14 protein-coding genes and 3 tRNA genes are annotated in these 14562 nt (G+C 34.8%); 15 read left to right on the top strand and 2 right to left on the bottom strand.

The window, feature by feature from the left end:
- The 14 genes from GMA17_RS03975 to GMA17_RS03910 all read left to right on the top strand — a co-directional run bounded on the left by GMA17_RS03975 (nt 1) and on the right by GMA17_RS03910 (nt 11441).
- Nucleotides 1–705: a 16S rRNA (uracil(1498)-N(3))-methyltransferase gene (locus GMA17_RS03975; protein WP_248399353.1), complete on the top strand. Its 705-nt coding sequence runs from the start codon at nt 1–3 to the stop codon at nt 703–705.
- A gap of 2 nt (nt 706–707) precedes the next feature.
- Nucleotides 708–1349 carry a DUF4159 domain-containing protein gene (locus tag GMA17_RS03970; RefSeq protein WP_248399352.1) on the top strand — a complete coding sequence of 214 codons (642 nt, stop codon included), beginning with the start codon at nt 708–710 and terminating at the stop codon, nt 1347–1349.
- 13 nt (nt 1350–1362) lie between these two features.
- Nucleotides 1363–1869, top strand: a complete 507-nt coding sequence (locus tag GMA17_RS03965) for a TrmH family RNA methyltransferase (RefSeq protein WP_248399351.1) — start codon at nt 1363–1365, stop codon at nt 1867–1869.
- A 38-nt stretch (nt 1870–1907) separates the two neighbouring features.
- The gene (locus tag GMA17_RS03960; protein WP_248399350.1) at nt 1908–2996 is read left to right on the top strand and encodes an AI-2E family transporter; all 1089 of its coding nucleotides are present in this window, start codon (nt 1908–1910) and stop codon (nt 2994–2996) included.
- A gap of 6 nt (nt 2997–3002) precedes the next feature.
- Nucleotides 3003–4196, top strand: a complete 1194-nt coding sequence (locus tag GMA17_RS03955; RefSeq protein ID WP_248399349.1) for a class I SAM-dependent methyltransferase — start codon at nt 3003–3005, stop codon at nt 4194–4196.
- A gap of 25 nt (nt 4197–4221) precedes the next feature.
- Nucleotides 4222–4887 carry an HAD family phosphatase gene (locus tag GMA17_RS03950; protein ID WP_248399348.1) on the top strand — a complete coding sequence of 222 codons (666 nt, stop codon included), beginning with the start codon at nt 4222–4224 and terminating at the stop codon, nt 4885–4887.
- A 140-nt stretch (nt 4888–5027) separates the two neighbouring features.
- Nucleotides 5028–5111: transfer RNA gene (locus GMA17_RS03945), tRNA-Ser, on the top strand.
- A gap of 79 nt (nt 5112–5190) precedes the next feature.
- Nucleotides 5191–5265: transfer RNA gene (locus GMA17_RS03940), tRNA-Pro, on the top strand.
- 20 nt (nt 5266–5285) lie between these two features.
- Nucleotides 5286–5359, top strand: a tRNA-Arg gene (locus GMA17_RS03935).
- A gap of 149 nt (nt 5360–5508) precedes the next feature.
- The gene (locus GMA17_RS03930) at nt 5509–5970 is read left to right on the top strand and encodes a hypothetical protein (protein ID WP_248399347.1); all 462 of its coding nucleotides are present in this window, start codon (nt 5509–5511) and stop codon (nt 5968–5970) included.
- 230 nt (nt 5971–6200) lie between these two features.
- Entirely contained in the window at nt 6201–7007 is an 807-nt protein-coding gene (locus GMA17_RS03925; RefSeq protein ID WP_248399346.1) for an SDR family oxidoreductase, read from the top strand.
- A 124-nt stretch (nt 7008–7131) separates the two neighbouring features.
- Nucleotides 7132–8253: a DUF2914 domain-containing protein gene (locus GMA17_RS03920; RefSeq protein ID WP_248399345.1), complete on the top strand. Its 1122-nt coding sequence runs from the start codon at nt 7132–7134 to the stop codon at nt 8251–8253.
- Nucleotides 8254–8421: 168 nt separating this feature from the next.
- On the top strand, nt 8422–9354 hold the full coding sequence (locus GMA17_RS03915) for a DUF5677 domain-containing protein (RefSeq protein WP_248399344.1): 933 nt from the start codon (nt 8422–8424) through the stop codon (nt 9352–9354).
- Nucleotides 9355–9596: 242 nt separating this feature from the next.
- On the top strand, nt 9597–11441 hold the full coding sequence (locus tag GMA17_RS03910) for a PLP-dependent transferase (RefSeq protein ID WP_248399343.1): 1845 nt from the start codon (nt 9597–9599) through the stop codon (nt 11439–11441).
- Nucleotides 11442–11599: 158 nt separating this feature from the next.
- Here the strand turns inward: GMA17_RS03910 and GMA17_RS03905 are convergent, their stop codons facing one another.
- Both GMA17_RS03905 and GMA17_RS15465 read right to left on the bottom strand, forming a co-directional pair.
- Entirely contained in the window at nt 11600–13732 is a 2133-nt protein-coding gene (locus GMA17_RS03905) for a prolyl oligopeptidase family protein (RefSeq protein WP_248399341.1), read from the bottom strand.
- Between the two features lie 110 nt (nt 13733–13842).
- Nucleotides 13843–14439: an HDIG domain-containing metalloprotein gene (locus GMA17_RS15465; RefSeq protein WP_371922432.1), complete on the bottom strand. Its 597-nt coding sequence runs from the start codon at nt 14437–14439 to the stop codon at nt 13843–13845.
- A 64-nt stretch (nt 14440–14503) separates the two neighbouring features.
- Between GMA17_RS15465 and GMA17_RS15460 the strand changes: the two genes are divergently transcribed.
- A complete protein-coding gene (locus GMA17_RS15460; protein ID WP_371922431.1) occupies nt 14504–14560 on the top strand; it encodes a hypothetical protein in 57 nt (18 codons plus the stop codon).
- The last annotated feature ends 2 nt before the right edge of the window (nt 14561–14562 follow it).

The raw sequence follows: 14562 nt of genomic DNA, 5'->3' as shown, positions 1-14562 counted from the left end.
ATGCAGCTGTTTTACAATCCACATATTTCCGAAACTACCGAGAACTTTACGTTTGACAAAGACGAAAGTCGTCATATTATAAAAGTACTTCGGAAAAATGTGGGAGACATCCTTCAAATTACCAATGGAAAAGGTTGGTTGTTTTCAGCTGAAATTACAACAGATGCCATAAAAAAATGTGAAGCTAAAATTATAGCTAAAACAGTACAGAAACCCTTAAGTTACCAATTACATTTAGCGGTTGCGCCTACCAAAATGAACGATCGGTTTGAATGGTTTTTAGAAAAGGCAACTGAAATAGGCATCACTACCATTACGCCTATTATTTGCGACCATAGTGAGCGTCAGGTGATAAAATTAGATCGCTTTGAAAAAATAGTTCAATCAGCTATGAAGCAATCCTTAAATTGCTATTTACCGACGTTAAATGAGGCCATTCCGTTTTCAGATTTTATAAAGCAATCTTTTGAAGGACAAACTTTTATTGCACATTGTGAGGAACTGGATAGGAAATCTTTAAAGCAAGTAATTAAACCCGAAATGGCAATTACCATTTTAATTGGACCAGAAGGCGATTTTAGTGTTAAAGAAATTGAAACAGCCATTAAAAACAAGTTTATTCCTGTAACTTTGGGTGAAACCAGATTACGTACCGAAACCGCAGCAATTGTTGCATGTCACAGTGTGGCATTTGTAAATGAGTAACTATGAAGCAACGCATCACCATTCTTTTATTAATTATTACGTGTAGTATATCTGCCCAAGAAATTGCCGTTTTAAAATACAAAGGTGGTGGTGATTGGTATAGTAATCCAACAGCACTTCCAAATCTTATTGCGTTTTGTAATACGAATATCAACACCAAAATCAATGAGAAACCAGAAACTGTAGAGGCTGGTAGCATGGATATTTTTCAATATGCCTTTATCCACATGACGGGTCATGGTAACGTTTATTTTAGTGATGAAGATGCTGAAAACTTACGAAACTACCTGCTTTCGGGAGGATTTCTACATATAGATGATAACTACGGCATGAAACCCTATGTTACAGAAGCTTTAAAAACGGTGTTTCCCAATGCAGAAATGATAGAAATACCAGCAAATCACGCTATTTTTAATACAGCCTATAGTTTACCTGAAGGTTTACCAAAAATCCATGAACATGATGGAAACCGACCACAAGCTTTTGGCATTTTCCATGAAAACCGATTAGTAGTTCTGTTTACCTATGAAAGTGATTTAGGTAATGGCTGGGAAGATGAAGTTGTGCATAATGATCCACCAGAAGTTCGAGAAAAAGCATTAAAAATGGGTGCCAATATTATTAAATATGCGTTTGAGCATTAGAGTAAATAGAATTATGCAACTCACACATTACACCTCTAAATTTTCACCACACACCTTCCCCATTACTGTAATTTGCGATGGAATTACCAATGCGCCAAACATTGGGAGTTTATTTAGAACGGCCGACGCCTTTGGAGTTGAAAAATTAATTTTCTGCGGAAAAGATATCGAGTTTGGAAGAAAATCAGCTAAAACCTCACGCGCTACAGAAAAATATGTGCCGTTTGAAATGAATACGGATACGTTAGAATCCATTTTACACTTAAAATCAGGTGGATATCGTATAGTCGCTTTAGAAATTACCGAAGACAGCCAAGCCATTAATCAAATAACATTTGAGACCACAGAACCTATTGCTTTAATAGTTGGTGCAGAAAATTTTGGGATTTCGGAAGCTGTTTTAGCATTAGCAGATTCGGTTGTTCACATAAATATGTTTGGGCAAAATAGCAGTATGAATGTGGTTCAAGCTACAAGCATTTGCCTATACGAAATAACCAAACAACTTAAGGAAAATTAATTGGTAACCATTTCAGTTTCAATCAGTATATTTGACGCATGAATTCTAAACAAGTTTCAAACGGTATTTTAAGAGCAATTGGCTATCTATTAGGTGTAGCTATTCTTTTGTTTTTTCTTTATAAAATACAATCTGTCATCGTTTACATTGCCATTTCTGCCGTTATATCCTTAACAGGAAGACCTATTGTAGCATTTTTAAGACGTCGTTTAAAATTCAATAACCTATTAGCAGTTATAACAAGTATGATAATGCTTTTAGGATTGATACTGGGTTTAGTAGGTCTTTTCATTCCTTTAATTGTTGAACAAGGTCATAATTTATCACTTTTAGATATTGAAAAATTACAGGTAAATATTAATAATATATATAATGAAACGGCTTCCCATTTTAATTTGGATAAAATAAATACGGGAGACTCACTTGAAAATTCCGAATTGTTTTCAAACTTAAATTTTAGCGTTATCCCGGAATTTTTAAACTCCGTGGTAAGCGGTTTGGGAAGTTTTAGTATTGGATTATTCTCCGTATTATTTATATCATTTTTCTTTTTAAAGGATAGTAAACTTTTTGAAAACAGCCTACTTACACTCGTTCCAGATAGTAAAGTAAGTCGCGTAAAAAATTCAATCGAAAAAATTAAAGACTTACTCTCGCGTTATTTCGTGGGACTTGTATTTCAAATTTCAGTCATTTTTGTTATTTACACCATTGGTTTGTTAATTGTGGGTGTTGAAAATGCTGTTGTAATAGCCTTCTTATGTGCCTTAATTAATTTAATCCCGTATTTGGGACCCGTAATTGGTGGTTGTATTATGGTATTACTGACTATGACTAGTAATTTAGGTAGTAGTTTTAGCGATGTTATTTTACCAGAAACACTCTATGTTTTAATTGTTATTGCCATTGGCCAATTAATTGATAATTTTATTAGTCAACCGGTTATTTTCTCAAGAAGTGTAAAATCGCATCCACTTGAAATATTCCTGGTTATTGTTATTGCTGGACTCCTTTTTGGAATTGTAGGTATGATTATCGCTATTCCTGCTTACACCGCTTTAAAGGTTATTTTAAAGGAGTTTTTAGCCGATAATAAAATTGTTCAGAGTTTAACAAAGAATCTTTAAGCCGTTTTGAATGTCGCCATTTTAAATACCGAAAATCAGGAATTTATAGACGCCCATTTAGAATCCGATAGTACCAAACTACTGTTTGGAAAAGCACCTCATTCGTCTGCTACAATTAAGGAATTAGTAGCGCAAATTGAAGCCAAAAAACGTAGTAAAACCAAACTCCCAACCTGGTTTAAAACACCATTCATTTATTATCCAAATAAATTGAATATTGAGCAAACCTCTTCGGAAACTACGGCGCAATTCAAAGCCTCTCTAGTTTCAGGAGAAAACCTATTGGATATAACTGGTGGTTTTGGTGTAGATTGTTTTTATTTCGCAAAAACAATGCAACAGGTTATTCATTGCGAAATAAATAACAACTTATCTGAAATCGTTACTTATAATTTTAAACAGTTACAAGTCACCAATATTCAAACAATTTCAGAAGATGGTATTGGGTTTTTAAAAAGTCAAAAAACGCGCTTCGATTGGATTTATATAGATCCTTCCAGACGTCATGATAGTAAGGGTAAAGTGTTTTTCTTAAAAGATTGTTTGCCCAGTGTTCCAGATCATTTGGATGATGTATTCAAGCACACCAATAACCTATTAATTAAAACGGCGCCTTTATTAGATATTTCATCTGGTATTCAAGAGTTACAGGCGGTTAAAGAAATTCATGTGGTTGCCTTGAATAATGAAGTTAAAGAATTACTTTGGATTCTGGAAAATGGTTATGAAGGTGCCACTGCTATTAAAACCATCAATATCAATAAATACCAGAATCAAACCTTCAATTTTCAACTAAATCAAGAAACATTAGCACAGACAACCTACAGTTTACCAAAACAGTATTTGTATGAGCCCAATGCTGCTATTTTAAAATCGGGTGCTTTTAATAGTATTTCCCATCAATTACAACTTGATAAGTTACATCAGCACACCCATTTGTACACTAGTAATGATTTGGTTGATTTTCCTGGACGTTCTTTTCAAATTTTAGAAATCGTGCCTTACAATAAAAAAGCGGTTAAAAAACTAGGGATAACACAAGCCAATATTACAACGCGTAACTTTCCAGATGCTGTGGCAACCATCCGAAAGAAATTAAAAATAGCCGATGGTGGTGATATTTACCTATTTTTTGCGACAAACATGCAAGAGGAACGTATGGGAATAATTTGTAAAAAAGTAGAATATTTAAAAGCTTAATCGCTTAAACATAAATAAGAGAAACATGTTAAAAGCAGTATTATTTGATATGGATGGTGTAATTGTAGATACGGAACCGCTGCACCACAAAGCCTATTATGGGATGTTTAACTCACTGAAGTTAGATGTAACAGAGCAGCAATATCAATCGTTCACGGGGCAATCAACCATTAATGTTTGCCGACAGCTTTGTAATCATTTTAAGTTAGCAAATGCACCCGAGGAATTAGTGCAGATTAAACGCCATATTTTCAAAGATTTATTTGTGTCGGACAGCAGTTTACAGCTTATTGATGGCGTATTAGAATTAATTCAGGACTACCATAAAAACAAAGTAACGTTGGTGCTGGCTTCATCCGCTTCTATGCAAACCATTGAAAGTGTTTTCAACCGATTTGAATTGGACCCCTACTTTAAAGCCAAATTAAGTGGTGCCGATTTAAAAGCATCCAAGCCACACCCCGAAATCTTTTTAAAAGCTGCGGAAAGCTCCGGGTTTAAAAAAGAACAGTGTTTGGTGATTGAAGATTCTACAAATGGTATTAAAGCAGCTAATGCTGCGGGTATTTTTTGTGTTGGATATAAAAGCTTACACTCCAAAAACCAGAATTATGAGACAGCAAATCTCGTGATAGACGATTTTAAAAGCATTTCCTACCAACGTGCAAAAAACTTCTTATCAGTTCACTAATAGGTTGTTAATTGTTGAAATTTTAATCAGTAAATAAAAATTGCATTTTTTAGCGTAAAAAGTTTCAAAAATAGTTGCGTTCTTTATAATGGATGGTTACATTTGCATCCGCATTAAAAGAATGTTCTTTTATATTTAATGGAGAGGTGCCAGAGTGGTAATGGAGCAGATTGCTAATCTGTCGACGCGTAAGTGTCGCCAGGGTTCGAATCCCTGTCTCTCCGCATTTTTTTAGGTAACCGTTTTTTCATGTTGCAGACACTCGAAATTTTCGAGTTAAACTGCATTTTTGAAAAAAAGTATCGGGGTGTAGCGTAGCCCGGTTATCGCGCCGCGTTTGGGACGCGGAGGTCGCAGGTTCGAATCCTGCCACCCCGACAATTTTTTTGTAGAGTTACGGGCTCGTAGCTCAGCTGGATAGAGCACCTCCCTTCTAAGGAGGCGGTCACAGGTTCGAATCCTGTCGGGCTCACTTAAAGACTTACTGTTTTCAGTAGGTCTTTTTTGTTTTTAGGCATTTCAATTAGTTTGCAATAACGTCCCTCCCATTTAAGCTTATTTATCCCAAATGTTAAGCGTAATAATTTAAGTATCTTTGATTTGCTTTTAAGCTCACAAATTATGAAAACGCATTTAGTAACTTTCTTTTTATACCTCGCTATACTTCCACTTTTTGCTCAAATTATACCTTCCAATCAAAATCCGAAATTTAATTCCAGTTTAAACCCGAAGTATAATTCCAACATAAATCCGGTATTTAACTCACAAATAAACCCGAAGTATAATTCCAATATCAATCCGAAGTATACAGCCAATATAAATCCCAAATACACGTCTAGCACTAACCCGAAATATAATTCCGATTTAAACCCGGCATTCAACTCAAAAATTAATCCTAAATATAATTTCCAACTCAACCCAAATTACGGGAATTGGGAGGGTTATTATATGTTCAATCAATCGGCTGAAATTATTGGGTTTCTCATTTATGCGAATGCCGATGTGTATTGTATTATAACAATGATGGTACTTGGATGGGATTTTTTGTGCGTGCTGAATCCAACTTCAACCTGTTTACCTTAAATGGCCAATGGACAGGCAGCTATTTGTGCTCCGATTCCGAAAATGGTCATAACCTTTTTGATGAAGGCGCCAATTGGACTAAAAACTATGTAAAATAACAGCATCTAATCATTTAGATAAACTTAATTTCAAATATCCCATTCGCGCTATTTTTAAACCAATAGTTTTCTATATTTGGTAATAGGCTGTTCTTAATCAAAAAAACTAACCAAACAAGGCTTAAAAAATTCATGAAAAACTTTAAAGGGAAAACAGTATTAATCACTGGTGGAGCATCTGGAATTGGAAAAATCATGACACGCCTCATGTTAGAACGTCAAGCTCGTGTGGTTATTTGGGATATTAGTCAGGAAAATATAGATTTCACAACCAGCGAGTTGCAAAACAATCCGGCGCTTTTTAGCTATACATTAGATATTTCTAACATGCAACAGGTTCAAGAAACCGCTAAAAACGTCAAGCAAGAAATTGGCATCGTAGATGTGCTTATCAATAATGCGGGAATTATTGTCGGTAAGTTTTTCCATGAACATACAGAAGCCGATATAGAAAACACCATGAAAATTAACAGCCTAGCGCCTATGCATATTTCTAACATATTTCTAGACGATATGCTTCAACAGAATTCTGGACATATATGTAATATTGCCTCTTCTGGTGGTTTAATCTCCAATCCTAAAATGTCAGTTTACGCATCCAGCAAATGGGCCCTTATTGGTTGGTCTGATAGTTTGCGTTTGGAAATGAAACAACTCAAAAAAAACATACATGTTACCACCATCATGCCTTATTATATAAATACAGGAATGTTTGACGGTGTGAAATCTAAAATTCCCATATTAGAACCAGAAGCGGCATCTCTAACCATTATCAAAGCCATAGAAACAAATAAAAGAATGGTAACCATTCCAGGCTATATTTACCGAGTAACTAGATTTGGTCAAGCCGTTATGTCTGTAAATGTATTCGACTGGTTTACGGGCAAGGTATTGGGTATCTATAAAACCATGGAGCATTTTGTAGGGCGCCAAAAATAAGCGGGTTATAAATTCAGATCAAGGCAAGTTTGTGGTATAAAAGTTTAACCCATTCCAATAAAAAACGCATCCTGACTACCGTAAAGTGCCAACTGTTTTTTAATTTAACCCACAATCTCTCGCTATGCGTTTTAAAAGAACTTACGTTAAATTCAGAAATAGTGCCTTTAGAAATTTTATTCGGAGACATGAAAAATATGCGCCGTTACTGTTCTTTATTGGTGGTTTTATTTTCGATACCTTAACACTTGGCCGTATAGATCGAGTTTACGATTTAACGGTCCTATCCTTACACATGACATTTTTAACTACCATGTTATACTTGTTTAATTTAGCTGAAGATGGCAAATGGGTAGGCACCTTTTTAGAACGTTTTCAAGAGTATTTTCCATTAGCCGTACAATTTTCGTTTGGTGGACTTTCCAGCGCGTATGTCATATATTTTTCCCGAAGTGTGTCCATGTCGAAAACCATTTCATTTTTTGTTATCCTTGTTTTACTACTTCTAGCCAACGAAGTATTAAAACGGCGAATCTCCAATAAATACTTACAATTCGGAATTTACTTTTTTATAAGCTTTACTTTTTTTGCGTTCATGATTCCTGTAGTATTCAAGGAAATGAGCACAACCATTTTTATAATTTCCGGATTATTAAGCCTCTCTATTACTTTAGGTTTAATTATTTTGGTATATGTAAAAAGTCCGAGTACCAAAGCTGAAATTAGTATAACCAAAGTTATCGGGCTTGTTTTAACCTTATATCTGAGCATCAATCTATTTTATTATTTTAATTTAATTCCACCAGTACCATTAGCTTTAGATGAAGGTATTGTTGCTCATAGTGTTCAAAAAGAAAATGGCAACTATCTGGTTACTTACGAACGTGATAACTGGTATATTTTTTGGCGCGATCACCGATTAGAGTTCATTCAGCAACCCGATGAAAAGGTATTTGTTTTCACGTCTATATTCGCGCCTACTGCCATAAAAAAAGCCATCTTTCATCGCTGGAAATGGTATAATCCAGACAGCGAGGAATGGGAAGAAACTGATAAAATTGGATTTGATATCACAGGTGGCCGAAATGCCGGCTTTCGTGGCTACACCTATAAAAACAATGTCAAGCCTGGCACCTGGCAAGTAGATGTTATTACTGAAGAAGAACTAGTACTAGGTGTTATTGATTTTGAAATTATTATGAATCCTGATTTACAACCGAAACGGGTGGTTGAGCGGAAGTTTTAAGACATTCATCTAAAAGCACTTACAATTTACGGGTATCCGTAAACTACTTGTAACTATTTATGGTATTTTCACTTTTGGAAAAACATTGCAGGTGTAAAAGGTTGTATTTCTATCAGTGGAAATATAGATGCTACTAACTATATGCACTTGTTGTGCCTAATTTGAAAAATGAAACAGGATAGCCTAATAAATCTTGCAATTGACATTTTAAATGACAAACCTGAAACTCATATTTCAAAGTTTGAGAAACTAATGGATATACTTCTCTCATTGTTTACAGATCGAATTGAAAATAAAAAAATTCAATTTGACAGAGAACGATTTTATTACATCAATCTTTTAACTCAGAAATTCATTGTTCATGGATTTTCAGTCAAAAAACTAATTGATGGAATAACTCTAGATTCACCAAGTAAAAACTTAAAAATTGAAATGCTTGACCCATTTTCAATTTATTCTTTGGTTAGAACAGTAATTGAAAATTATTTAGTTCAAAACTATCTATCCAATTCAAATATGGACGACGACATGTTACAATTAAGGTTTGAGATTTGGATGAGATATGGTTTACTTCAGCGAAATATAGAGCCTGAAAGTGATGAAGAAAAAAGAATAAGTGAATTAGATAAAAAAAGTATTGAGAATTTAGAGAATTCCATAAAAACTAGAAAAGGGTATTTAGAACTTTCAGAAATAAAAAAAGCATCATTGCATAAAACTATAAACAAAAAATGGAAAATAATATTTGACAAAGAAAAATTCTATCCTGTAAGTTGGAAAAGGTTAATGAAAGAAGCTGGAATTAAAGATGAAACAAATGACCAGATTTATAACTTTCTTTCATGGCACGCTCATTCTCAAAGCATTTCTATTCTTCAATTAAAAAATATGTGGGACAAAGATTTTGCTAAAAAAAATGTTCTAACTTCTGTCAAGAAATTAAATATGTTTACTGGATTTATAATTTCAGATATAATAAAATCGGATAAAGAGTTTAGAAATTCTTATGAAAATTTGAGTAATGAATACAAAGATTTAATTAATTTCTACAATATGACCTTCAGAGGAACTGAATATATGATTGAACAATTAAAAAACTAGGCACAACACCATGTATAATTAATTGCTAGTTCTAGCCTACTTCTGAAATTTCTCGCGGTTTTTTATTGGATTTATGTGCGCTAATTGAGGACTGTATTACACAACCTCTCTTGTAAAGCACTTTTTAAAATTCTATTTAAAAAGACATGCGCTTTAAATCATAAAAAAAGGCCAAACCCCTTAAAAGCTTCTTTAAAAAAAGCTATTTTCCATACCTTGCAACCCTATTTAAACCTAAAAACATGCAAGACCCAAAAATGCTAAATTATATTGAAACTGTTATTGAAAACATGCCACCAGACTGGCTGAATCTAACAACCCATCGACTAGATATTTATGATGAGTCGTTGGCAAAAACGGAATTTCTAAACGCGTTTGAACACTTATATAAAACCAATAATGCCACAACTTCCGCATTAAGTAAATTACCAACGGCTTATGATTATATCCGCTTGGGTCATCCCCTATCTTGCGTGCTAGAATGGGGACTTGCAAATTTAAATCAGATTGATTCTAAACATGTTATCAGTTTTGCATCGCTAACCATTCCGATTTTGGCCATTTTAAGAACCAATTTATTGGAAAATAAAAAGACACAAATCCTTTATACGGGAGACTTACCAGACTGTTTTGATGCGGAAACCATTAAAGAGGTGTATGGTTATAATTTCGAATTAATCCATGTTGATAATTCAAAGGCGATTCTCGATTTTAAGGGAAGCACCATTTTCATAGCACATCAAGACACCATTGCGCAAACAGATTTAAACGCGAATATTGATTTTTACGTGAATCTCCATGACCATTTAGGCAGTATATTACTCGTAAATGGCGAACAAAACACATCATACATTTCGGATATTCAGCATGTACGTCGTCGTGAAACCATTGCCATGACTCCTGAAAATTCGCTTATGGCTTTAAAAGCGCTCGTCAACAAAACAGCTTTTCAGGCACCTTCCAATAAAATTGAACCCCATAAAAAACAGGTTTTAAAAAACATCAAAGACATTACAGGTACCACGTCCAAACCTTTGGTGGCTTCTAGTGGTTTATCTATGCAATACGCTATTATGATGGGACTCATTCACGACGCCCAAGAAAATCATAAAGGAAAAGCCATTAAATTTATTGTACCACCAAATTGTTATGGTGGCACCAATGACCAAGCCAGACGTGTGGCAGATTGCTTGGATCAAGTTGACGTTGTTGATTTACCAGTAGATGGTGATAACGATATGGTACAAAGTATTGATACCGTTTTGGAACGCATTGCCAAACAAGATGCGGTTCCATACATTATAGCCGAAATTCCAACAAACCCACGAGTGGAAGTTCCAAACGTTCAGGATTTAAAGGCTGCTTTAAGTAAAGTGCGAAAAACAGCAACGGGTGAAACAGCAATCGATCCTGTTTTTATTTTAGATCAAACCTTTTGTCCGAATGTGCACTTTTTAGGTGACGGGGAAATTCTATCCACGGTAAGAACCATTTCTTATGCCAGTGGCTCCAAATTTCCTAGTGGTGGAAAATGTACTGCGGGATACGCAGTAGGAAATAGCAAAACAGACGCCTTAATGGATAAAATAGCGAAGCATTTGATGCTTTGTGACAATGAAGCAACCGCATTGCAATATAAGTTGCTAGCCCAACAATTACCATCCATGAATCAGCGTATTGCAGACGCCTATGTATACACACGCCACTTTGTAAACTTTATCCATGAGGTTTTACCAGAAGCGAAAATCAATTTTGTGTCTGATGACTTGGCAGAGCAAGGCTTTACACCATCCGTATTTTCATTAGATTTACCTACAAAAGGAAACACAGCTGAAGAAAAAGAAGCCCATAAACGCGCTTTAAATTTGAAATTAATCAACTTGATGATTACTGAAATCCCTGAAGAAAGCAAGTTTTGTGTGAGCTATGGTCAGTTAAAGGGTTGCTACTGGACTATTCCAGCAACATCCACCCAGGGCACTACCAAGGAAGGCGACAAAGATTATATTGTTCGTGCGTCTTTATCCGGTAACATGGATTTGGAACGTCATAAAGAGGTGTTTTTAGAGTTTGTTAAAAGCATGTAATATATTGCCATTAAAATATATAATGTCATTCCGACAAAGGAGGAATCTCAATTATCAAATTTAAGATTCTTTACCGTTCATGCTTCGTTCTGAATAACAAAATCAAAAAGCCCAAACAAAAGTTTGGGCTTTTTCTATAAGATACAATATCAAAAAGTTTATTTCAACTCCTTCACTCCCATATTATACAAAGCAAACGCTTGAATATCTACTTGCTCGTTAATAGTAGCTTCAGTAGATTTTCCGGCACCATGTCCGGCATTCACTTCAATTCTAATTAAGGTCGGATTCGCTCCTGTTTGTTTGTCTTGCAGTTCAGCAGCAAATTTAAAACTATGCGCTGGTACTACACGATCGTCATGATCACCTGTGGTTACTAACGTTGCTGGATATTCAACACCTGCTTTTACATTATGCACTGGCGAATACCCTTTAATATAATCAAACATCTCTTTACTTTGTTCGGATGTTCCATAATCAAAGGACCAACCTGCTCCTGCCGTAAACGTATGGTAACGTAACATATCTAAAACACCCACTTGTGGAATAGCCACCTTCATTAAATCTGGTCGTTGTGTCATAGTTGCACCAACTAATAATCCACCATTAGATCCGCCTTTTATTGCTAAATAATCAGATGATGTATAGTTTTCTTTGATTAGGTATTCGGCTGCTGCAATAAAATCATCAAACACATTTTGCTTTTGCATTTGCGTTCCTGCATTATGCCATTTTTTACCGTATTCACCACCTCCACGTAAATTAGCAACAGCATACACACCACCATTTTCTAACCACACAGCATTGGCAATACTAAACGACGGCGTTAAACTAATATTAAAACCACCGTAAGCATATAGCATAGTTGGATTCTTGCCGTTTAATTCTGTGCCTTTTTTATAGGTGATAATCATTGGTACTTTGGTACCATCTTTAGAGCTATAAAATACTTGCTTAGACTCATAATCATCCGATTTGAAATCGATATTTGGCTTTTGGTAAACCGTTGATTCGCCAGTTTCAGGATCATACGCATAAATAGTTCCTGGTGCCGTATAATTTGTAAACGAATAGTATAAGGTAGTTGCTTCCTTTTTACCACCAAAACCACCAACAGAACCAATTCCTGGTAAGCTAACATCACGTACTAAAGTGCCATCAAATTTGTATTGTTTTACAACAGAAACCGCATCTTTCATGTATTCCGCAAAAATATAATTTGCACCTTTAGATACTGATAGTACATTTTCAGTTTCTGGAATCACATCTTCCCAATGGGCTTGTTCAAATTTATTTAAATTGAATTTTACAATGCGTTTATTAGGTGCTTCAAAATCCGTAACCACGAAGAATGTTTGACCTTCATTATTTATAACATTATTACTACTTTCAAAATTATCAACCACTTTTACAATCGGTCCATTTTTCCGTAGGTCTTTAATATACAACTCATTTCCATAGGTAGAATTTGCTGCGGTAATCACCAAATAGTTTTCATCCTGCGTTACAGAACCTCCTACATAGCGACGCTTTTCAGTATCGCCAAAAATAATTTTATCTTCACTTTGAGGTGTTCCTAATTTGTGATAAAATAAACGGTGTTGATCGGTTTTAGCTGATAACTCACTACCTTTTGGTTTCTCATAGCTGGAATAATAAAACCCTTCATTTTTGTACCAAGACATACCACTGAATTTAACATCCATAATGGTATCGCCAATAATTTCTTTATTTTCAGTTTTTAAAACGATAATTTTTCGCCAGTCACTTCCACCTTCAGAAATAGCATAGGCAGCCATAGAACCATCTTCCGTAAAACTTAAACCACCTAAAGACGTCGTTCCATCTTTAGAAAACGCATTTGGATCTAAAAACACCTCTTGGTTTCCATCTTTATCTGTTCTATATAAAACGGATTGGTTTTGAAGCCCATCATTTTTATAAAAATAGGTGTAATCACCTTCAATAAATGGTGCAGAAATTTTTTCGTAATTCCAAAGCGTTTCCATCCGTTTTTTCAACTTGCTTCGGAACGGAATTTGATCTAAATAATTAAACGTCACTTCGTTTTGAGCTTTTACCCATGCTTTGGTATCTTCAGCATAATCATCTTCCAGCCAACGGTATGGATCTTGAACTTGAGTTTCAAAATACGTGTCAACCGTGTCAACTTTTTTAGTTTCTGGATAAGTAATAGTCATTGAAACATCTTCTTTTTCAGTTTTGTTTTGGTCATCCTTACAAGCAACAATTGTTGAGAGTGCCAAAACGCATATTAATGATTTCCTCATATTATAATTGGTTTTAGTGTAATGAACAAAAATAAGGAAATACTTATAAAGTAATGTTAAAGAAAATACAAGGTGATAAATAAATGACCTATTCAGGATACTCTAGTGACCTATTCAGGATACTCTATACGTAAGTGGTAAATGTTGGTCAGCTTTTGTTTCAATATCTTTTTAATAGATTGAATTTCTTTAAAGGTAATATTGGCATTTAAAAACTGATCATCATTCATTTGTTTGTTTAAAATGCTTTCTACAAAATCGTCAATTTTTGTGGACGTAGGTTCTTTTAAACTCTTGGAAGCCGCTTCTACACTATCACACATCATTAAAATAGCCGTTTCTTTACTGAAAGGTTTTGGACCTGGATACATGAAATCTTCTATTTCTATGAGCTCGTTGACTTCCTTTTCTTTCATATAGAAATAATATACCAAACTCGTTCCATGATGGGTTCTAATAAAATCGATAACACGATCCGGAAGATTATTTTTTCGGGCTATTTCAATTCCATCAATTACGTGATTGATAATAATTTGAGCACTTTCGCTTGGTGATAATTCATCATGCGGATTAATTCCTGTAGATTGGTTTTCCGTAAAATACGTTGGGTTTTTCATTTTCCCAATATCGTGATACAAGGCGCCAACGCGAACCAACATAGCATTGGCTCCAATTTCGTTAGCAGCAGCTTCAGCTAAATTGGCCACATTTAAAGAATGGTGAAACGTTCCTGGCGCTTTATTTGATAATTCTTTCAATAATTTGGTATTGGTGTCTGATAATTCTAATAAAGATACATCAGACACTAATCCGAAGAGTTTTTCGTAGGC

This window comes from Bizionia sp. M204 (assembly GCF_023205095.1).
GTDB classification, from domain to species: Bacteria; Bacteroidota; Bacteroidia; order Flavobacteriales; family Flavobacteriaceae; genus Algorimicrobium; species Algorimicrobium hallyeonense.
The sequence above is the reverse complement of the archived record's forward strand: the minus strand, read 5'-3'. Positions and strand labels throughout refer to the sequence as shown.

Coding starts and splice junctions, on each gene's coding strand:
- GMA17_RS03925 (WP_248399346.1), top strand. CDS start 6,201: ATGAAAAACTTTAAAGGGAAAACAGTATTAATCACTGGTGGAGCATCT.
- GMA17_RS03965 (WP_248399351.1), top strand. CDS start 1,363: ATGCAACTCACACATTACACCTCTAAATTTTCACCACACACCTTCCCC.
- GMA17_RS03960 (WP_248399350.1), top strand. CDS start 1,908: ATGAATTCTAAACAAGTTTCAAACGGTATTTTAAGAGCAATTGGCTAT.
- GMA17_RS03915 (WP_248399344.1), top strand. CDS start 8,422: ATGAAACAGGATAGCCTAATAAATCTTGCAATTGACATTTTAAATGAC.
- GMA17_RS03930 (WP_248399347.1), top strand. CDS start 5,509: ATGAAAACGCATTTAGTAACTTTCTTTTTATACCTCGCTATACTTCCA.
- GMA17_RS03920 (WP_248399345.1), top strand. CDS start 7,132: ATGCGTTTTAAAAGAACTTACGTTAAATTCAGAAATAGTGCCTTTAGA.
- GMA17_RS03970 (WP_248399352.1), top strand. CDS start 708: ATGAAGCAACGCATCACCATTCTTTTATTAATTATTACGTGTAGTATA.
- GMA17_RS03975 (WP_248399353.1), top strand. CDS start 1: ATGCAGCTGTTTTACAATCCACATATTTCCGAAACTACCGAGAACTTT.
- GMA17_RS03905 (WP_248399341.1), bottom strand. CDS start 13,732: ATGAGGAAATCATTAATATGCGTTTTGGCACTCTCAACAATTGTTGCT.
- GMA17_RS03910 (WP_248399343.1), top strand. CDS start 9,597: ATGCAAGACCCAAAAATGCTAAATTATATTGAAACTGTTATTGAAAAC.
- GMA17_RS03950 (WP_248399348.1), top strand. CDS start 4,222: ATGTTAAAAGCAGTATTATTTGATATGGATGGTGTAATTGTAGATACG.